Annotated in this window: 17 protein-coding genes; 9 read left to right on the forward strand and 8 right to left on the reverse strand. The window is 70.0% G+C overall.

The features are described 5' to 3' along the window. Positions 1–64 precede the first annotated feature (64 nt). The 7 genes from AB0C30_RS16420 to AB0C30_RS16450 all read left to right on the forward strand — a co-directional run bounded on the left by AB0C30_RS16420 (position 65) and on the right by AB0C30_RS16450 (position 7922). Entirely contained in the window at positions 65–1213 is a 1149-nt protein-coding gene (locus tag AB0C30_RS16420) for a C40 family peptidase (protein ID WP_357944025.1), read from the forward strand. Positions 1214–1282: 69 nt separating this feature from the next. Continuing rightward, positions 1283–1804, forward strand: a complete 522-nt coding sequence (locus AB0C30_RS16425) for a hypothetical protein (RefSeq protein ID WP_357944027.1) — start codon at positions 1283–1285, stop codon at positions 1802–1804. Between the two features lie 249 nt (positions 1805–2053). Continuing rightward, positions 2054–3847, forward strand: a complete 1794-nt coding sequence (locus AB0C30_RS16430) for a phosphoenolpyruvate carboxykinase (GTP) (protein WP_357944028.1) — start codon at positions 2054–2056, stop codon at positions 3845–3847. A 335-nt stretch (positions 3848–4182) separates the two neighbouring features. Then, the gene (locus tag AB0C30_RS16435; protein ID WP_357944030.1) at positions 4183–5016 is read left to right on the forward strand and encodes an amidohydrolase family protein; all 834 of its coding nucleotides are present in this window, start codon (positions 4183–4185) and stop codon (positions 5014–5016) included. Between the two features lie 19 nt (positions 5017–5035). Next, the gene (locus AB0C30_RS16440; protein WP_357944032.1) at positions 5036–5551 is read left to right on the forward strand and encodes a hypothetical protein; all 516 of its coding nucleotides are present in this window, start codon (positions 5036–5038) and stop codon (positions 5549–5551) included. 82 nt (positions 5552–5633) lie between these two features. After that, positions 5634–6395 (forward strand): isoprenyl transferase, encoded by a 762-nt coding sequence (locus AB0C30_RS16445; RefSeq protein ID WP_214639665.1) that lies wholly within the window; start codon positions 5634–5636, stop codon positions 6393–6395. A 207-nt stretch (positions 6396–6602) separates the two neighbouring features. Further along, complete coding sequence (locus tag AB0C30_RS16450; protein ID WP_357944034.1) at positions 6603–7922, forward strand: PhoH family protein; 1320 nt, start codon at positions 6603–6605, stop codon at positions 7920–7922. Positions 7923–7937: 15 nt separating this feature from the next. Here the strand turns inward: AB0C30_RS16450 and AB0C30_RS16455 are convergent, their stop codons facing one another. From AB0C30_RS16455 to AB0C30_RS16465, 3 genes are read right to left on the reverse strand one after another with little or no spacing between them, the layout of a single operon-like run. Further along, positions 7938–8450, reverse strand: a complete 513-nt coding sequence (locus tag AB0C30_RS16455; RefSeq protein WP_357944036.1) for a hypothetical protein — start codon at positions 8448–8450, stop codon at positions 7938–7940. Then, entirely contained in the window at positions 8443–9855 is a 1413-nt protein-coding gene (locus AB0C30_RS16460; protein WP_357944038.1) for a HAMP domain-containing sensor histidine kinase, read from the reverse strand. The genes AB0C30_RS16455 and AB0C30_RS16460 overlap by 8 nt, the downstream gene beginning before the upstream one ends. Beyond that, a complete protein-coding gene (locus AB0C30_RS16465; RefSeq protein WP_357944040.1) occupies positions 9852–10526 on the reverse strand; it encodes a response regulator transcription factor in 675 nt (224 codons plus the stop codon). The genes AB0C30_RS16460 and AB0C30_RS16465 overlap by 4 nt, the downstream gene beginning before the upstream one ends. A 353-nt stretch (positions 10527–10879) precedes the next feature. Between AB0C30_RS16465 and AB0C30_RS16470 the strand changes: the two genes are divergently transcribed. Together AB0C30_RS16470 and AB0C30_RS16475 are read left to right on the forward strand one after the other, a co-directional pair. Then, positions 10880–11515 (forward strand): lytic transglycosylase domain-containing protein, encoded by a 636-nt coding sequence (locus tag AB0C30_RS16470; RefSeq protein ID WP_357944042.1) that lies wholly within the window; start codon positions 10880–10882, stop codon positions 11513–11515. A 70-nt stretch (positions 11516–11585) separates the two neighbouring features. Beyond that, on the forward strand, positions 11586–13583 hold the full coding sequence (locus tag AB0C30_RS16475; protein WP_357944044.1) for a glycosyltransferase family 2 protein: 1998 nt from the start codon (positions 11586–11588) through the stop codon (positions 13581–13583). Here AB0C30_RS16475 and AB0C30_RS16480 read toward each other — a convergent pair. From AB0C30_RS16480 to AB0C30_RS16500, 5 genes are read right to left on the reverse strand one after another with little or no spacing between them, the layout of a single operon-like run. Further along, a complete protein-coding gene (locus AB0C30_RS16480; protein ID WP_357944046.1) occupies positions 13573–14706 on the reverse strand; it encodes a tannase/feruloyl esterase family alpha/beta hydrolase in 1134 nt (377 codons plus the stop codon). The two genes, AB0C30_RS16475 and AB0C30_RS16480, sit on opposite strands and share 11 nt — an antisense overlap. After that, positions 14706–15704 (reverse strand): alpha/beta hydrolase, encoded by a 999-nt coding sequence (locus AB0C30_RS16485; protein ID WP_357944048.1) that lies wholly within the window; start codon positions 15702–15704, stop codon positions 14706–14708. Before AB0C30_RS16485 ends, AB0C30_RS16480 begins: the two co-directional genes overlap by 1 nt. After that, positions 15701–16972 (reverse strand): MFS transporter, encoded by a 1272-nt coding sequence (locus AB0C30_RS16490; RefSeq protein WP_357944050.1) that lies wholly within the window; start codon positions 16970–16972, stop codon positions 15701–15703. The genes AB0C30_RS16485 and AB0C30_RS16490 overlap by 4 nt, the downstream gene beginning before the upstream one ends. Positions 16973–17002: 30 nt before the next feature. Then, on the reverse strand, positions 17003–18865 hold the full coding sequence (locus AB0C30_RS16495; protein WP_357944052.1) for a helix-turn-helix domain-containing protein: 1863 nt from the start codon (positions 18863–18865) through the stop codon (positions 17003–17005). 7 nt (positions 18866–18872) lie between these two features. Next, a complete protein-coding gene (locus AB0C30_RS16500; protein WP_357944054.1) occupies positions 18873–19625 on the reverse strand; it encodes an SDR family NAD(P)-dependent oxidoreductase in 753 nt (250 codons plus the stop codon). Positions 19626–19674: the final 49 nt, after the last annotated feature.

The following is a 19674-nucleotide window of genomic DNA, read 5'->3' on the forward strand; positions in this document are numbered from 1 at the left end:
CTCCGGTATCCGGCAGGATCTCAGCTTCCTGGTCCGCTCCAGGAAGCGGCGTGACCACCACAAGTTGGTCCCGTTCATCGTGGTTTCGCTCGTCGCGGTGCTGACCGTCGACCTGCTGCTGCTCGCGCAGGTGGGCCAGCGGCAGGTGGGCGGCCAGCTGCCCGCGGCCGCCGTACGACCGCAGTACCGCCCCGCGCCCCAGCAGACCCTGGCGGCCGAGGCCGGCAAGACCGCGCAGCCGGTGAAGCCGCTGGGCCAATTACACAAGCCCAACCTCTTCGTGGTCACCCGCAAGCCGCTGACCAACGAACTGCTGCGCAAGGTGGCGCGGCTGCGAGGGGTGACCGCGCTCGAACTCGCCGACGCGGCCTCGATCATGCTCGACGACAAGCGGGTGCAGACGCTCGCGGTCGATCCCTCCACCTTCCGCGCCTACACGCCCAAGGTCACGGCGGCCTCCGACGCGCTGTGGAACAACGTGGCGGCCGGTGACGTGGCGGTCTCGTTCGTGCTCGGCAGCGACGGGGGCCTCAGTCTGCACAGCCGGGTGCGCGGGCCCGCCGGGCCGCTGCGCATCGGGGCCTACGCCACGACCGGCTTCGGGGCGGTCGACGCCGTCGTCTCCCGCGAGGTCGGACGCACGCTCGGCCTGCCACGCGACAACGCGCTGATCGTGAGCGCGCCCAAGGCCAACTCCGACAAGCTGCGCAAGGCCCTGCTCAAGGTGCTGCCCAAGGGCACACAGACGGCCATGGTCAACCCGGTGCTGCCCCCCGCGCAGGCCAAGGCCCGTACCTGGGCGGCCGGCTCGTTCATGAGCGGCGAGCAGATCACCGTCGCGCTCAGGGCCGCCGCCACCAAGCTGGGCAGGCCGTACGTGTGGGGCGCGGAAGGCCCTGACACGTTCGACTGCTCGGGCCTGGTCCAGTGGGCCTTCGCGCAGGCGGGCGTGCGCATGCCGCGGGTGACGCACCAGCAATGGATGGCCGGGCCGCAGGTGCCCCTCGCCCAGATCCAGCCAGGTGACCTGATCTTCTGGCGCCTGGACCCGACCAATCCCGGCTACATCTCGCACGTGGCGATCTACTGGGGCGACGGCAAGATGGTGGTGGCCCCGCGCACCGGCGACGTGGTCAAGATCGCCCCGATGAGCACCCGGAACCTGGCCGGGATCGTCAGGGTCAGCCCGACGCTCGCGGCCCGCGTTCGCTGACGGCTTCATTCATCAATAGACAGCCCTTCCGTACGTGCTTTTTCCCCGCAACCGTGTAATTCTAATTACATGGCAAGTGACGAAGCAGCGGCCCAGATCAAGGGCTGGTTCACCGGGCGGTTGCCCGAGGAATGGTTCACCGAGGCGCCGGAGATCGTCCGGGACCGCGAGGAGATCGCGGTGCTCGGCACACTGCCGGAGCCCAGCTCCGAGGGATCGGACGCCGAGCGGGCGGCCCTGATCGAGGGGCTCATCGGACGGTTCAGGGAAGAGACGCGCGAGCGCCGCATCGAGATCGCCAAGGAGGCGGAGCGGCGGTTCCGGCAGAAGGTGTCCTGGGGCGTCGTCTGCGGCGACACCACTGTGATGTTCACCACTCTTTCGGTGCCCGTCATGACACGCCTGCGACAGCAGGAACGCCAGGTGCTCGACACGCTCGTCGCCGCGGGTGTGGCCCGCAGCCGCAGTGACGCGCTGGCCTGGTGCGTACGACTGGTCGGAAAGAACACCGACACCTGGCTGTCCGAACTGCGAGACGCGCTGCAACACGTCGACCGAGTTCGCTCCGCCGGGCCGGACGTCAATTCCTGAGAGTACGCAGGAGAAACTCTCCGGCGAATGGACTAAACCTCTTGCGAAATTGGTTTAGACCAACTCCATTCGCCGGCAGGGAGCGAGTCACTTTCTTTTGAAACCGCTTCTTCGGGGTAGGCTCCCCCAATCATCGAGGCCGCAGCCTGCGGCGACGGCCGGATCCAGGCATAGGTCTATGCCAATTGGCTTTTTCGCGCCGTCGTCGTGAATGATGTTTGGGCCCTGAAGAGTGGAGGAGCCGCCGCCGTGTCCGTTTCCGTGGAAGTACCCGCCCCGACGAGCAATGCCGAATTGGTCGCCTGGGTGAACCAGATCGCCGCATTGACCCAGCCCGACCGGATCGAGTGGTGCGATGGCTCGGAGGAGGAGTGGACGCGCCTGACCAACCTGCTCGTCGAGCAGGGCACGTTCACGCGCCTGGCCAAGCGGCCCAACAGTTTCTACGCCAAGTCCGACCCGACCGACGTGGCCCGGGTCGAGGACCGCACGTTCATCTGCTCCGAGCGCGAGGAGGACGCCGGGCCGACGAACAACTGGGTCGCGCCCGCCGAGATGCGCCGGACGTTCGACAAGCTGTTCGCCGGCAGCATGCGCGGCCGGACCATGTACGTCGTGCCGTTCTGCATGGGCCCGCTGGGCGGGGAGATCTCCCAGCTCGGCGTCGAGATCACCGACTCGCCGTACGTGGCCGTCTCCATGCGGGTCATGACCCGCATGGGGGAGCGGGCGCTGCGCCTGATCGAGGAACGCGGCGAGTTCGTCAAGGCCGTCCACTCCGTCGGCGCGCCGCTGGCCGACGGCCAGGAGGACGTGCCGTGGCCGTGCAGCTCGACCAAGTACATCAGCCACTTCCCGGAGAGCCGCGAGATCTGGTCCTACGGCTCCGGCTATGGCGGCAACGCGCTGCTCGGCAAGAAGTGCTATGCCCTGCGCATCGCCAGCGTCATGGCCCGCGACGAGGGCTGGCTGGCCGAGCACATGCTCATCCTCAAGCTGACCCCGCCCTCGGGCGAGACCCGCTACATCGCGGCCGCGTTCCCGAGCGCCTGCGGCAAGACCAACCTCGCCATGCTCCAGCCGACGATCCCCGGCTGGAAGGTCGAGACGGTCGGTGACGACATCGCCTGGATGCGGTTCGGCGACGACGGCCGCCTCTACGCCATCAACCCCGAGGCCGGCTTCTTCGGCGTCGCGCCCGGCACCGGCGAGGTCACCAACGCCAACGCGGTCAAGACGCTCTGGGGCAACAGCATCTTCACCAACGTCGCGCTGACCGACGACGGGGACGTGTGGTGGGAGGGGCTCACCGCCGAGCCGCCCGCGCACCTGACCGACTGGAAGGGCCGCTCGTGGACGCCGGAGTCCGACGAGCCTGCCGCCCATCCGAACGCGCGCTTCACCACCCCCGCCGCGCAGTGCCCGACCATCGCCCCCGAATGGCAGGACCCCAAGGGCGTGCCCATTTCGGCGATCCTGTTCGGCGGCCGCCGCGCCACCGCGGTGCCGCTGGTCACCGAGTCGCTGAGCTGGGAGCACGGCGTCTTCCTCGGAGCCAACGTCGCCTCCGAGAAGACCGCCGCCGCCGAGGGCAAGGTCGGTGAGCTGCGTCACGACCCGTTCGCGATGCTGCCGTTCTGCGGCTACAACATGGGCGACTACTTCGCCCACTGGCTGGAGATCGGCCGCCGCAAGAACGCCAGGCTGCCGCGCATCTACTACGTGAACTGGTTCCGCAAGAACGCCGACGGCAAGTTCATCTGGCCCGGCTTCGGCGAGAACAGCCGCGTGCTCAAGTGGATCGTGGACCGGCTCAACGGCGAGGCCGAGGCCGTGTCCAGCCCGATCGGCCTGCTGCCGGACGCGCTCGACGTCGAGGGCCTGGACCTGGCGGAAGAGGACCTGCGTACGCTGCTCACGGTCGACCGCGAGGTGTGGCGGGAGGAGGCGGCGCTGATCCCGGCCCACTTCGACAAGTTCGGCTCGCACCTGCCCAAGGAGCTGTGGGAGGAGTACAACGCCCTCCTCGACCGGCTGAGCTGACCCACCGGAACCGATCTGCGCCAACCGGCAGCCACCGGAACCAATCGGCACCGACCGCGCCGGCCGTCACGAAGACGGCCGGCGCGGTCGCGCGTCCGGCCGGGCGGCGCGCTCAGTCGGGCGTCAGGCCGGGCGGCGCGCTCAGTCGGGCGTCAGGCCGGGCGGCGCGCTCAGTCGGGCGTCAGGCCGGGCGGCGCGCTCAGTCGCGCGTCAGGCCGGGCGGCGCGCTCAGTCGCGCGTCAGGCCGGGCGGCGCGCTCAGTCGCGCGTCAGGCCGGGCGACCGCATGGCTGCTGCCTCTTGATCTGATATATCCAGACATCCTAGGTTTGCCGGGTGATAGTGGATGCGCACCAGCATTTCTGGAATGTCGAGACCGGCTGGTACACCTGGCTGACCCCCGACCTAGGCCCCCTGCACCGCACCTACGCCCCCGAGGACCTCCAGCCGGAGCTCGCCGCCACCGGCATAGAAGCCACGGTCCTGGTGCAGGCGGCCGACTGCTACGAGGACACCGACGCCATGCTGGCCCAGGCCGAGGCGCACGACTTCATCGCCGCGGTCGTCGGCTGGGTGCCGCTGGAGCGCCCGGAGGAGGCCGCGGCGGCCATCGACCGCTACGGGAGACATCCGAAGTTTGCCGGTGTCCGCCACCTCATCCACGACGAGCCCGACCCCGACTGGGTGGTCCAAGACCGCGTCCTGGAGTCGCTGGGGCTGCTGGCCGAGGCCGGTCTGACCCTCGATGTGCCGTCGTTGCTGCCGCGCCACCTCGACCACGTCGTCACCCTCGCCGAGCGGCATCCGAACCTGAAGATCGTCATCGACCACCTGTCCAAGCCGCGGATCAAGGACCACGAGTGGGAGCCGTGGGCCGCCCAGCTCACCCGGGCCGCCGCGTGCCCCAACGTGTACGCCAAGGTCTCGGGATTGGTCACCGAGGCGGATCACCAGGAGTGGACCGTGGAGGACCTCAGGCCGTACGTGGAGCACGCGGTGGAGGCGTTCGGGCCCGAGCGGCTGATGTACGGCAGCGACTGGCCTGTGGCCCTGCTGGCGGCCGACTACCGGACGGTCTGGGAGGTGGCCACGGCCCTGCTCGGCGGCACAGATCGCGACCAGGTATTCGGTGGCACAGCTGGGTATTTCTACGGGTTTGCCGGGGTTTGACGGGGGATACCCTCTTGACATGGGAGGACTCCGCTGTGTTGACGGCTCATACCTGACCGTCACGCCCGTCGCGTGCACGGACAGCGTCGGCATGCCGTACGAGATCACCCTGGAACTCCGCCGCGACGGCGCGCCATACGGGATCGTCGGCGAGCGCTGCGGCTGGCTGCTGGAACGGCTGGCGCGCGGCGTCAGCCGGGCACGCGAGGAGCAGGAGCAGGGCGAAGCGGGCAAATGGCCGGATCCTGATGACAGGTTCCCCGGCGACGAAGGCGGGAGCGAGCTGTTCTCGTTCCGATATCGCGCGAGGTCCGGCGCGGTGAACGGCGGGGAGCTACGCTGCCAGCTCAGGACCATCCCCATCTGGCTACCCGCCCAGGGCGAGTGGCGGGTGACCCGCAGGGCCTACGTCGAAGCCTGGGGCTCCAGCGGCGTGGGGATGCGGGCGGTCCTGACATCGTCCGAGTTGGCCGCGTTCGTACACGGTCTGGTCGACGAGGCGGAGGACTGCCTGGGCGGCCGGGATTCCGGTTGAGGGGGCAGGCGGGGGTGAAACGCGGTGATAATTGCCTGTTGGGTCATTCGACCATAGGCACGGCACCGATGGGGAGGACTCCGTGGGCCTGCGCGATCTGGTCTACCGGCTGTACGAGCACCGGCTGGAGACCAAGCTGTCGAAGGACAGCGTCCCCCGGCACGTCGGGGTCATCATCGACGGCAACCGGCGCTGGGCGCGGGCCATGGGCATGCGTGATGTCGCGAGTGGTCACCGCAAGGGTGCCGACAAGATAGCCGAGCTGGTCACCTGGTGCCGCGAGACCGGCGTCGAGGTGGTCACCATCTGGATGCTGTCCAACGACAACCTCAACCGGCCGAGCGAGGAGCTGGAGCCGCTCCTGCGCATCATCGAGGACGTGACGCGGGAGCTGGTGGAGGCGGGCTGGCGGATCAGCCCGGTCGGCGCGCTGGATCTGCTCCCCGACCGGACGGCGAATGTCCTCAAAAACGCAAAAGAAGTCACATCGCACCGTCCCGGCCTGATTGTGAACGTTGCAGTTGGGTATGGAGGAAGGCGTGAGATTGCCGATGCGGTGCGCTCACTCCTCCAGGAGCACGCCAGCAAGGGTGCCAGCATCGAGGACCTCGTCGAGGTACTCGATGTCGAGCACATCGCGGAGCATCTCTACACTCGCGGCCAACCCGACCCGGATCTTCTCATCCGGACCTCAGGCGAGCAACGCCTGTCGGGCTTCATGCTGTGGCAGAGCGCTCACTCAGAGTTCTACTTCCATGAGGCATACTGGCCCGACTTCCGCAGGGTGGACTTCCTGCGGGCGCTGCGCGACTACGCCGCGAGACACCGACGTTACGGTTCCTGACGGGACAACTGGGTATCCAGGACGTAACGTGATAAGTGTCCGGTCACAGGCCGGACACTCCGGAGAGGGCCCGCCTTTGCACCAACACCTGCCGCGGGGGGCCGGAATCCGGCGCCGCCGACAGGTCTTGGTCGGGGACGCGGGTCCGGTCCGGTTCCCACCTCGTCTGCAGGGTGCCCGTTTCGATGGGCGCCCGGGGGAGAACGTGTGGCAGTGTCCTCGAGCAACCCTTCGATCAACCCGGCCAAGCGCACGTATGTGCTGGACACCTCGGTCCTGCTAGCGGACCCGGCGGCCATGACCCGGTTCGCTGAGCACGACGTGGTCCTCCCGATCGTGGTCATCACCGAACTGGAGGGCAAGCGACACCACCCCGAACTCGGCTATTTCGCGAGGAAAGCTTTGCGCTACCTCGACGATCTACGAGTTCAGTACGGCCGGCTGGACGAGCCGATGCCCACGGGAGACGGCACGATCAGGGTTGAGCTCAACCACAGTGATCCATCCATCTTGCCCGTCGGGTTCCGCCTTGGCGACAATGACACCCGCATCCTGACCGTGGCGCGCTCGCTCGCCGCCGAGGGCTGCGATGTCGTGCTGGTCTCCAAGGATCTGCCCATGAGGGTCAAGGCCGCCTCGATCGGCTTGTCCGCGGAGGAATACCGCGCCGAGCTGGTGGTCGAGTCGGGCTGGACCGGGATGGCCGAGGTCCAGGTGACCACGGAGGATGTGGGAACGCTCTTCGAGCACGGCACGGCGGATCTGGAGGAGGCCAGAGACCTGCCGACGCACACAGGCCTGCGGATGCTGTCGGCCAAGGGCTCGGCACTCGGCCGCGTGCTGCCGGACAAGTCGGTGCGGCTGGTGCGTGGCGACCGGGAGGTGTTCGGCCTGCACGGCCGCTCCGCGGAGCAGCGCATCGCGCTCGACCTGCTGATGGACCCGGAGATCGGGATCGTCTCGCTGGGCGGGCGCGCGGGCACCGGCAAGTCGGCGCTGGCACTCTGCGCGGGCCTGGAGGCCGTGCTGGAGCGCCGCCAGCACCGCAAGGTCGTCGTCTTCCGCCCCCTGTACGCCGTCGGCGGCCAGGAGCTCGGCTACCTGCCCGGCTCCGAGGGCGAGAAGATGGGCCCGTGGGCCCAGGCGGTCTTCGACACCCTGGGCGCGGTCAGCTCGCCCGAAGTGATCGAGGAGGTGCTCGACCGCGGCATGCTGGAGGTGCTGCCGCTCACGCACATCCGCGGCCGGTCGCTGCACGACGCGTTCGTGATCGTGGACGAGGCGCAGTCGCTGGAGCGCGGGGTGCTGCTGACCGTGCTGAGCAGGATCGGCGCCAACTCCCGGGTGGTGCTCACCCACGACATCGCCCAGCGTGACAACCTGCGGGTCGGCCGGCACGACGGTGTCGTGGCGGTGGTGGAGAAGCTGAAGGGCCATCCGCTGTTCGCGCACGTGACGCTGACCAGGTCGGAGCGCTCGCCGATCGCCGCACTGGTGACCGAGATGCTGGAGGACATCACCCTGTAAGGCCCTTCAGGTAGGTCACTTCAGGTCGCCGCAGATGAACCGTCCCTCCGTCTTGGAGGGGCGGTCGTCCGGGTACTGGTGGACGATCTTGACCTGCTCGAACGCGGCGTCCTGCTGGGCCGTACAGACGATCTGGGCCTTGGCCAGTTTGCTCAGCGTGCCCTCGCCCCTGATGAAGACGGTCAGCGTCGAGGTGCGCGGCAGCTGGACCTCGTCGCGCTGGATGGGGTTCAGCGAGTCCTCGATGCGCTCGAAGGTGAAGCCGCGCAGGGCGGTGTCCCGGTCGCCGAGCGGCATCCCGGAGGCGTCGAACAGGGCGGTGAGCAGGCTGCTGACCGTGTCGGAGTCGACGTCGGCGGGCTCCAGCGTCAGCTTGCCGTTCTTGAGCAGGTAGATGGTCTTCGACGGCGGCGGCACCTCGATGACCGGCGGCGCGGCCCGTTCCTCGACGTCCGTGGGGGAGATGCCGCAGGCGGCCACCGCGAAGAGAGCGAGGAGCGCGGCTACGAGGGCCCGACGGTCAGCCATGAGGCAGCCAGACCGTGAAGAGCGTGCCCGGCTCCTGCCGGCGCACCGAGATGGTGCCGCCGTGCAGGTGTACGTTGGCCCGCGCGATGGCCAGACCGAGACCGCTGCCCTGGCTGCGCGCCCGCCCCGCGCCGGCCTTGAAGAAGCGGTCGAATACATGGGGCATCGCCTCGACCGGGATGCCCTTGCCGTGGTCGCGTACCTTGACCTCCAGCCCGTTCTTGGTGGCCCTGGCGTTGACCACCACGGGCGGCAGTCCGTGCTTGAGCGCGTTGCCGACGAGGTTGGCCACGATGACGTCGAACCTCCTCGGGTCGAGATTGACCGTCAGGATGCGGGAGGTGTGCACCTCCACCTGCTCGCTCCAGCCGCGTACCTCCAGGCAGTCGTGGATGGCGTCGCACACGTTGACCGGTTCCAGGTTGAGCGTCGCCGTGCCCGCGTCGAAGCGGCTGATCTCGATGAGGTGCTCGACCAGGCCGCGCAGCCGCTCGATCTCCCGCAGCACCAGGCGTACCGCCTCCGCGGGCTCGCTGGGCAGCCGCTCGGCCTCCTCGGAGAGCATGTCGGCCACGGCGGTCATCGCGGTGAGCGGGGTGCGCAGCTCGTGCGAGACGTCGGCGACGAAGCGGCGCGACAGCGCCTCCAGCGCGCGCAGCTCCGACACGCTGAGCTCCAGCGCCGCCGCCGCGTCGTTGAACCTGGAGGTGAGCTCGGCCAGCTCGTCCTGACCGTGTACGGGCAGGCGCGTGTCCAGGCGGCCCTGACCGAGCGCCTGCGCGGCGGCGCTGAGCCGCCTGACGGGCAGCAGCACCTGCCTGGCCGACAGCAAGGCCACGACCAGGGCGATCATCAGGATGACCGCGCCGCCCTGGGTGAGCTTGCCCCTGAGCGTGGACAGCTGGCGCTCGTCGTCGCGCAGCGGGAAGAACACGAAGGCCCGCAGGCCGGTGGCCTCGGGTCCGGCGTCGGTGCTGCGGTAGACCTCGGCGCCGACGATGAGCCAGAGCTCGTCGTGGATGAGGGTGCGCTGGGTGACGACGTTCCGCTTGGCGCGGCCGTACAGCTCGTTGGGCACGTCGTTCATGTTGAGCGGGCCTTCGGCGTAGGCCAGGTTCTTGTACTCGACGACGACGCTGCGGCCGGGGCCGTTGAGGGACTGGGCGACGTTCTCCAGGTTCTTGGTGGTGGGCGGGGCCTCGCCCTGCCGGAGCGTGCCGACCGGGAAGGTGATGCGGCCCAGTTCCCTGGTCACCAGGTCGATGGAGGTGTCCTCGGCCCGTTTGATGAGCGCCGACTTGGCCAGCTCGAAACCGATGGTGGCGACGAGGAAGGAGGCGGTGACGGCGACCAGGGTGAACGTGATGACCAGGCGCGCGCGCAGCCCGGTGGGCAGCGGGATCACGGAGGGCTGAACCGGTAACCGAACCCGCGCACGGTGTGGATGAACACCGGCTCCGCCGGTCTCGGCTCGATCTTCGCGCGTACCCGCTGCACGCAGGCGTCGACCAGGCGCGAGTCGGCCACGTGCGTGTGGTCCCAGACGGCCCGCAGCAGGTAGCGACGGTTGAGCACCTGGCCGGGATGCCGTACGAGCTCCAGCAGCAGCCGCAGCTCGGTCGGCGTCAGGTGGATCTCCTTGCTGTCCAGCGTGACCTTCAGCGCGCCCCGGTCGATCATGAGGTCGCCGAAGGAGATCCGGTCGGAGGCGGCGGACTCGGCCCGGCGCAGGATGGCGCGGATGCGGGCGTCCAGGACCCGGGGTTCGACCGGTTTGACCACGTAGTCGTCGGCGCCGGCCTCCAGCCCGACCACCACGTCCAGGTCGTCGCCGCGCGCGGTGAGCAGGATGACCGGGAGCTGGTCGAGCCGGCGGATGCGCCGGCACACCTCGACCCCGTCCATGCCGGGCAGCATGACGTCGAGGATCGCGATCTCGGGGCGGCGGGACCTGACGTGCTCGAGGGCTTCCTCGCCGGTCGCGTACGAGGTGACGGAGTGCCCCTGCCTGGTCAGCGCCAGCTCTAGAGCCGTGCGGACGGAGGGGTCGTCTTCGACGAGGAGGATGCCAGCCACGCGGACATTATTCTTCCCAGCTGCGACTATCTGCGTTCTGTCATGAAACTGTGACATGGCGCGCACAAGACCCAAAACAACGCCAGGCACGCTAGAAGCGGCCCTCCCTTCGGTGACGGGCGCCCGAAGGGCGGGCCGGATGATGTGACGAAAATCACACCGCTGGTAAATCTGTGCGCCAACCAGCCCGTTAGTAAATGTGGCGCCAATCGGATATCCCGTTTCGGTTGCGAACCACCCCCCATGACAGGGCAAGCTCATGGGTCGTGAGCCCTGGTCCGCAGTTGAGTGAGCGCCCCGCGCCGGAAACCCCCCGCTCGGCACGTCGACCGGCCCGTTCGTCCTCGCGGACAGTGAAGCGCGTGGTGGTCATCGGGTTGTCCGTCGTGGTCGTCTGTGGCGGCGGTGCCTTCGTCGCCTACCGAGCGATCCAGAACGCCAACACGCCGCCCACGCCCATCTCGGCGGAGGACTTCGGCCGGATCGCCAGCGGCGACCTCTACGCGCCCGACCCCGAGAGCGACGCGCTCAAGGAGGCGGGGGTCAAGGCGTACCAGGCGCGCAAGCTCAAGGAGAGCCGCCAGGGCGGCAAGGCCGACGACCTCGACTGGATCGTGGTCAAGAAGAAGTCACCGGGCGGCGACGGGTTCCCGCCCGCCGACTTCCCGCCGGGCAGCAACCCCTCGCCGGGCAGTAACAAGGCCGTCGCCAAGCAGATGTTGGCCGGGGCGGGCTTCGGCGCCGACCAGTGGGGCTGCCTGGAGCGGCTCTGGCAGAAGGAGAGCGGCTGGAACGAGCGGGCCATGAACCGCTACTCCGGCGCCTACGGCATCCCGCAGTCCCTGCCCGGCAGCAAGATGGCCAGCGCGGGCGGCGACTGGCAGACCAACGCGGCCACGCAGATCAAGTGGGGTCTCGGCTACATCAAGGGCCGCTACGGCACGCCCTGCGGCGCCTGGGGGCACTCGCAGGCCAGTGGATGGTATTAACGAGCCATCTTTTCTTCTGCAATCGGCAAGCCGCCGCGCCCCATGAGATAGGTCGGCGCACGCTGACCACATGGGTGTGAAGGTCAGTGTGATCGTTAATGTCCACAACCCGGGAAGCCGCGCCGACGCGTGCATCCGCTCCGTCCTGGAGCAGAGCATGCCCGCGGACGACTATGAAGTGATCTTCGTGGACGACGGTTCCATGGACGGGATCGCGGAGCGGCTCGACACGGTCGCCGCGGTCCGCAGGAACGTCCGAGTGCTGCACCTGCCACACACCGGCTCACCGATGCGAGGACGCAACGTCGGCATGGCCGCCGCCAAGGGCGACTACATCTACCTGATGGACCAGGGCGACCGGCTGGAGCGCGGCGCCCTGCTGAGCATGCACGAGCGGGCCGTGGAGACCGACGCCGACGTGCTGGTCGGCCGCCTGGTGCGGGACGTGGGGCCGCCGGTGACCGCGTTCGTGCGCAGCAGGGGACGGGCCGACATCCTGCGCGACCGGCTGCTCAGCCTGCTCACCCCGCACAAGCTCTACCGCCGCGCCTTCCTGGAGGAGCACGAGCTGGGCTTCGCCGTGCCCGGCGGGCAGGTGGCCGAGCAGGCATTCGCCGTACGGGCCTACCTGCAGGCCAAGGTCGTCGCCGTGCTGGCCGATCAGATCTGCTGCCACATCGGCGAGCGCGAGGAGGTCGTGGAGGACCCGCGCACCACCGTGGCCGAGCTGCGGATCCTGCTCGCCGACATCGACGCCTACGTGAGCGACGGGCGCCAGCGCGACCGCATGTACGGCCACTGGCTGCGCACCACCGTGCTCAAACCGTTGCTGAGCAGCCGGTTCTTCGCCTCGTCCGTGGACCGGGGCATGCACTTCAGGTTGATCAGGCAGCTCGTGCTCGACAGCTTCCCCGAGCGCCTCGACCGCTACCTGCCGGTCCAGCTGCGGGCCGTGGCCACCTTCGTCCGTACCGGACGGCTGGACCAGCTCGTCGTCCTGGCCAACTCCTCCGGGCGGGCCGGGCTGCGGGCGGACCTGAGCGAAGTCCGCTGGGACGCTCAGGTGCTGGTGCTCGGCCTGTCCGTGGAGGTCCTGGGCGGTGACGGGTGGCCCACCAGATTCCGTACGGACGGCGAGCGGCTGCTCTGGCAGCCACCCCGATCGGTCGACGCCAGGCTGCTGCCCGACAGCGTCCTGGACGTCACCGCCGCCATCGAGCGGGCCCGCATCGAGGTGTACGTACGGCACAGCGAGACGAGCGTCATCCACTACCTGCCGGTCGCCTACCGGGTCGAACGGGTCCAGGACGGGCGCCGCCACGTCCGCGTGCGGATCGTCGGCGAGGCCAGGGTCGACGTGACGGCCGCGGCGCACGGCGAGCCGCTCAAGGCCGGCCAGTGGGAGGTGCACGTCCGCATGTTCGGCGGCGCGCACCAGGCCAGGAGCCGGGTCCGCCGCCCGGACGGCCCGCTGAACTGCCTCGGCGTGCTCGCCCAGCGGCCCAGGATGCGCCTGGTGGTGCCCTGCTGGAGCGACGCGGGCGAGCTCGGGCTGGCCGTCGAGCCGCGCTCGTTCTCGGAGTCGATCGCGCTGGTGTCACCCGGAGTGATCATCCGGCGGCAGGAGGGGCACCTGTACGTCGTGCTGCCCGTGCCGTACGTGCCGCCGAGCGGCGGTCCCGCGCTGGAGCTGGTGCTGCGCAACACCGCGCGGCGGCCACGCGAGGTGAGCGCGCCCGCGCTGGTAGAGCCGGGGGTGCCGGGCAAGATCGCCGGCCAGTTGGTGGCCAAGGTGCCGGTCAAGCGGATGATGCCGGGAAAGGACAGTCTCGGCCCCGGAGCCTGGCTCTCCTCGCTGCGTACCGCCGACGACGAGATCGGCCTGCGGTTCGGGCTGGAGGTGCGCAGGGGCAGGATCGAGGTGCGGCCGTCGGCCGCCGTGGACCCCGAGCGGCGCTCGGCGATGGGCACGGACACGCTGCTGCACCGGATCGGCCGGCGCCTGCCCGGCGCGCGGCACATCGTCCGGCTGGCGCGCGCGGGCAGGCATCGCTACCTCAGGGACTGACCCAGTCCTCCAGCTCGGTGAAGGAGTCTCTGAAGACCGGCAGCATCGGCTTCAGCTTGTCGGGGTAGACGTCCACCAGGCTGTCGAGGTGATTGCCGCCCTCGACCCGGTGATAGCGGAACGGCCGGTGCGGGCCGACCATCTTGGCGTAGACGTCGGAGTCACGCGAGATCGGCAGCAGCGAGTCGAGTGTGCCGTGGATGGTGATGAGCGGCTTGGTGATCCGGCCGGTCAGCGCGATCTTGGCGACGGCCGCGTACGGCTTGCGCGCGTTGTAGTCGTAGTCCGCCGGGGCGCCCTCGTAGGAGGGGTCGAGCTCCTTCTGGTAGAGCCGCTGGGTGATCTCCCAGTAGTACTGCCGGTGGAAGGGCCAGAGGAACTCCGAGCCCGCGGCGAAGCCGGCCTGCTCCGGAGACCCCTTCAGTGCCTGGGGCAGGAAGTTGAGCAGGTTGTCGCCCTTGACCCGCCAGAGCGTGCCCTCCCAGTCGACGCCGCCGTCGTAGAGCCAACCGCGGTTCTCCAGCTGCCAGCGGACGAGGTAGCCGCCGTTGGAGATGCCGGCCATGAACGTGCGCCGGGGCTGGCGGCCGTACCGCTGTCTGACGACGGCCTTGGCGGCGACCGTGAGCTGGGTGACGCGCTCGTTCCACTCGGCGATCGCGTCTCCCGGGCGGCGGCCGTCGGCGTAGAACTCCAGGCCGGTGTTGCCCTTGTCCGTGGCGGCGAACGCGTAGCCCTTCGACAGGACCCAGTCGGAGATCGTGAAGTCGTTGGCGTACTGCTCCCTGTTGCCCGGGGTGCCGGTGACGACCAGGCCGCCGTTCCAGTTCTCGGGGAGCCTGATGACGAACTGGGAGTCGTGGTTCCAGCCGTGGTTGGTGTTGGTTGCCGAGGTGTCGGGGAAGTAGCCGTCGATCTGGACGCCGGGGACGCCGGTGGGGTTGACGGTGGCCGCCGAGTGCAGCCCGGCCCAGTCGGCCGGATCGGTGTGGCCCGTACCGACGGTGCCCGCCGTGGTCAGGTCGTCGAGCCGGGCGCTGATGGTGTGCTCGGCGCCCGGCACCGTGATGCCGCTTTGGGCGGGTGTCAGCAGGGCGGCCACCAGGGTTAACGCGACGAACATCAGGACTCCGCGAGATGGTCGGCCAGCAGGCGCTGGAAGTCGGCGGGACGCTCCAGGTGCGGGCTGTGGCCGCACTCCGTCAGCACGGCCTCCCGGTAGCGGCCGTAGCGGTCGAGCACGGCCCTGGTCTGGGTCACCATGGGCTGCGCGGTGGTGCCGGGCGAGCCGGGCACCACGCCCAACTGGCCGAGGTGGGCCAGGTCGAACAGCGAGGTGTCGGAGACGATCACGTCGTCGGCGCCCCTGATCCACAGGATGGGCGGCTTGGGGTCGATCTCGTGCAGGTCGTCGAGCCGGAAATGGGTGGGGGCCAGGGCGTTGAGCACGCCGTGCTTGCCCGGCGCCACGCCCGGCCACTGCGCCGAGCCGGCGGAGTCGCCCGGGTAGTGGGCCTCGCCGACGCGGGTGGTGAGCATGGAGCGGACGTAGAAGTCCTCGTCGGGGACCGGGTTCTTCACATACGTGGTCCGGAACACCGAGCGAGGGGACGTGGGGGATTCGTCCGTCATGTCGCCCGCCTTGAGGCGGGACACGAAGTCGGGGTTGGCGGCCCCGGCACCCGCTCCGGTGCCGTCCGCGTGGGTGAGCCGGCCGTCCGCGCCCTCCGTGCCGCCGTAGCCGTACGGCGATACGGGGTTGACCAGCGTGACGCTCCTGACCGCGCCGGGACGGTCGCGCAGCAGCCGCAGGACGATGCCGCCGCCCATGCTCCAGCCGACCAGGTGAACCCGCTCCAGGCCCAGCCGGTCGATCAGCTCGATCAGGTCGTCGGAGTAGTCGCGCAGGCCCCGCGTGGCGTCCACGGGCTCGGGGTCGGTCTCGCCGAACCCGCGCAGGTCCACCGCGAGCGGCCGGTACGCCTCGGGCAGCGCGGCCATGGTGTCCCGCCAGAACGCGCCGGAGGAGACGTTGCCGTGCACGAACAGCACGGGCTCGCCGCTGTCCCTGCCCGCCACGGTCAGGACGTGCTGGGTGAGCCGGGGCGTAGTGACCTTCACGCGTTCACCTTCTCGGCCAGGTCGCGGCCCTGGGTCTCCCTGGCGGCGTAGACGGCGACCAGGGTGAGGACGGCCGCCAGGCCGAGGTAGACGGAGATCGGCAGGCCGCTGCCGTAGCTCTTCAACAGCGCGACCGCGATGATCGGGGCCAGCGCCCCGGCCACGATGGCCGACAGCTGGGCGCCGATCGACACTCCGGTGTAGCGCATCCTGGTGCCGAACAGTTCGGCGAAGAAGGCTGCCTGCGGGCCGTACATCATGCCGTGGAAGAGCAGGCCCACGGTGATGGCCAGCGTGATCGCCAGGAAGTTGCCGGTGTCGACGAGCGGGAAGAACGCGAAGATCCACAGTCCGATGCCGGCCGCCCCGGCCAGGTACATCGGGCGGCGGCCGATCCGGTCCGACAGCGCGCCCCACATCGGGATCGTGACGAAGTGGATGGCCGAGGCGATCAGCACGGCGTTGAGCACGGTGGTGTTCTCGATCTTGTTCGCTTTCGCGTAGGTGATGACGAAGACCGTGAGCAGGTAGAACGAGATGTTCTCGGCCAGCCGCGCGCCGATCGCGACGACGACGTCACGCCAGTGGTGGCGCAGCACCCCGATGATCGGCGCGGTCTCCTCGGGCTCGGCCTGCTGGAACACCGGCGACTCGCTGATCGACAGCCGGATCCACAGGCCGATCAGCACCAGCACGCCCGACAGCAGGAACGGCACCCGCCAGCCCCACGCCAGGAACGCCTCGTCCGACTGCGTGGCGGCCAGCACCGCCAGTACGCCGGTGGCCAGCAGGTTGCCGCCGGGCGCGCCGGCCTGCGGCCAGGAGGCCCAGAAGCCGCGCCGCGCCGCGTCGCCGTGCTCGGAGACGATCAGCACCGCGCCGCCCCACTCGCCGCCCAGCGCGAAGCCCTGCACCAGCCGGAGCAGGGTCAGCAGCAGCGGTGCGGCGGCGCCCACGCCCGCGTACGTCGGCAGGCAGCCGATCAGGAACGTGGCGGCGCCCATCAGCAGCAGGCTGACCACCAGCAACTGCTTGCGGCCGAGCCGGTCGCCGAAGTGGCCGAAGATCAGGCCGCCGAGCGGGCGGGCGACGAACCCGACGGCGTAGGTGAGGAACGCGAGGAGCGTCCCGGTCAGGGGGTCGGCGGTGGGGAAGAAGAGCTTGTTGAAGACGAGGGCGGCTGCCGAGCCGTACAGGAAGAAGTCGTACCACTCGATGGTGGTGCCGATCAGGCTCGCGGCGACGATCTTCTTGATGGAAGTGGCCATGCCGTCACGCTAGGGAGTGACCGGCGTCACTCATATGGCGTCGCGACCCACAGTCTGTGGTGCGGATGTGTGGCCGAGCCGGTGCAGGCGGAGGGCGAGCTGGATCTCCAGCGCCCGCTCCGGCTCCAGCCAGCCGTCGCCCAGGAGCTTGCCGACGCGGTCGAGCCGTTGGGTGACGGTGTTGACGTGGATGTGCATGGCCTCGGCCGTACGGGAGGGCGAGCCGCCCGAGCCGAAGTAGGCGGTCAGCGTGTCGGCCAGGACGGTGCCCCGGCGGGCGTCGTACTCGACCACCGGGCCGAGCACCGAGCCGACGAAGCCGCGCACGTCGCGGCCGTCGCCGACCAGCAGGCCGACGAAGCCCAGCTCGCTCGCGCTCGCGCCGTCACCCGCCCGGCCCAGCGCGATGAGCGCCTCCGCGCAGCGCCGGGCCTCCTGGTAGGCCGCGGCCACGTCGCTCTTGCGTGAGGCTCCGGCCGTGGCGGGCGTGTGCAGCGACGTGCTCAGCTCGGCCGCGACGCGCTGCGCGATGGCGCCCGCGTCGCCGCCGGGAAGCAGCAGCACGACCTCATCGGCCCGCCCCGCCGCCAGCCCATGGCGTACGGCGGCCTGCGACGACGCCCAGAAGGCGGCCCGCTCGCGCTGCCCGTCATGCCGGACCACGACCACGACGTGCGGCGCGGTCAGGTCCACGCCCAGCCGCCGCGCCCGGTCGGCCAGGCCGGGGGAGCCGGGCCTGGAGATCAGGTCGTCGAGCAGCTCGCCCCGCACCCGGCCCTCCGCCTCGGCCACGCTCCTGCGGAACAGCAGCAGCAACGCGCAGACCAGCGCCGCCCGCTCCAGGATGCGCTCGTCGGCGTCGTCGCTGCGCAGGATCAGCGTGCAGAGCGGCTCACCGCCGACGTCCACCGAGGCGATCAGCAGATCCGCCCTGCGCACGGTACGGCCCAGCGCCCTGGACGCCTGCGCGGCCTCGAACACGCCCGCGTCCAGCTCGCCCACGTCTCCGGTGATCGGCCGGCCCAGGTCATCGAGTACGGCCAGCGAGCCGCCGAGCACGTCCGTCACCACGGCGGCCACGTCCTCGATGCCGCCGCCGCGCAGCACCAGCGAGGTCATCCGGTCGTGGGCCAGCGCGGCCCGCTCGACGGCCTGGCCGTGCTCCCTGACGGTGCGGTGCGCGGTGGACAGCTCTTCGAGGGCGTTCCTGGTCTCCTGCAGCAGCCTGGCGTTGTCGATCGCGACGGCCGCGTGCGCCGCCAGGCTCGCCAGCAGCGACACCTCTTCCTGCAGGAACGGCCGGCGGCTGCGGTTGGCCGCGAACAGCACGCCGATCACCCGCTGCCCCAGCCGTAGCGGCACACCGAGGATCGCGACCAGGCCCTCCTCGGTGACGGCCTCGTCGATGTGGTTCTTGTGGTGGAAGCGGGCGTCGTCGAAATAGTCGGCGGTCGCGTACGGCGTGGCGCTCTGCGCCACCAGCCCGCCGAGCCCCGCCCCCATCGCCAGCCTGAGCGCCCGGAACTTGGCCGAGATCGAGCCGTCGGTCACCTGCATGTACGTGTCGCCGCGCGCCGGATCGTGCAGCGTGAGGTAGGCGGTGTCGGTAGCGAGCAGCTGCCTGGCCCGGTGCACGATCGCCTCCAGCACCGCGTCCAGGTCGCGCAGCGCGGCCAGGTCGTTGGCGGTGTCGTAGAGGGCCGACAGCTCGGCTTCACGCCTGGCCCGGCGTCTCAGGAGGTCGCGCACCTTGAGGGCATCGACCTTGGCCAGCTCCAGCTCCTCGACCGTCGCCGCGTCGGCACCGGCGGCCCTGGCCTGGATGATCGGCCCCTCGAACTCGACGGCCGACGCCTCCCTGGCCAGCAATTCGAGGAATTGTCTGCTCATCATGGCGTCTTTAGCGTGCCGTCCAGCCGCCGTCGAGGGGCACGGAGACGCCGGTGATGAACGACCCGGCGGGGCCGCACAGGTAGGCGACCAGTTCGGCCACCTCGTCGGGCTCGATCAGCCGCTTGATCGCCGCGGGCTGCAGCATGATGTCCTCGACCACCTCGCCCGGGTCGATGCCGTGCATCTTCGCCTGGTCGGCGATCTGGCCCTCGACCAGCCCGGTCCGTACGTAAGCGGGACACACGCAGGTGGAGGTCACCCCATGGGGCGCCCCTTCGAGCGCGAGGGCCTTGGAGAACCCCTCCAGCCCATGCTTGGCCGCCGTGTACGCCGACTTGTACGGCGAAGCCCGCAGCCCGTGCACCGAGGAGATGTTGACGAACCGCCCCCACCCCCGCGCGTACATGCCCGGCAGCACGTGCCGCGCGATCCGGAACGGCGCCTCGACCATGACCCGCAGCATCGTGGCGAACACCTCGGGCGGGAACTCCTCGATCGCCGCCATGTGCTGGAACCCCGCGTTGTTGACCACGATGTCGACGGGCCCGTCCGGCAGCACGCCGACGAACTCCGGATCGCTCAGATCGGCCACCACCGGCACCCCGCCGACCTCGGCGGCCACCTTCTCCGCCGACTCCGCGCTCCGGTCGACGACCAGCACCTTCGCCCCGCCGGCGGCCAGCCGTCTCGCGCAGGCGGCCCCGATGCCGGCTCCGCCCCCCGTGACCAGCGCCGTCCGCCCCGTCAGCTCGTTCGCCATGTCTTCGAGCCTAAGCGCTCGCGGGCCGAGGGCGGCATGGGTGTCCACG

The organism is Nonomuraea sp. NPDC048901 (assembly GCF_040649695.1).
Classification (GTDB): domain Bacteria; phylum Actinomycetota; class Actinomycetes; order Streptosporangiales; family Streptosporangiaceae; genus Nonomuraea.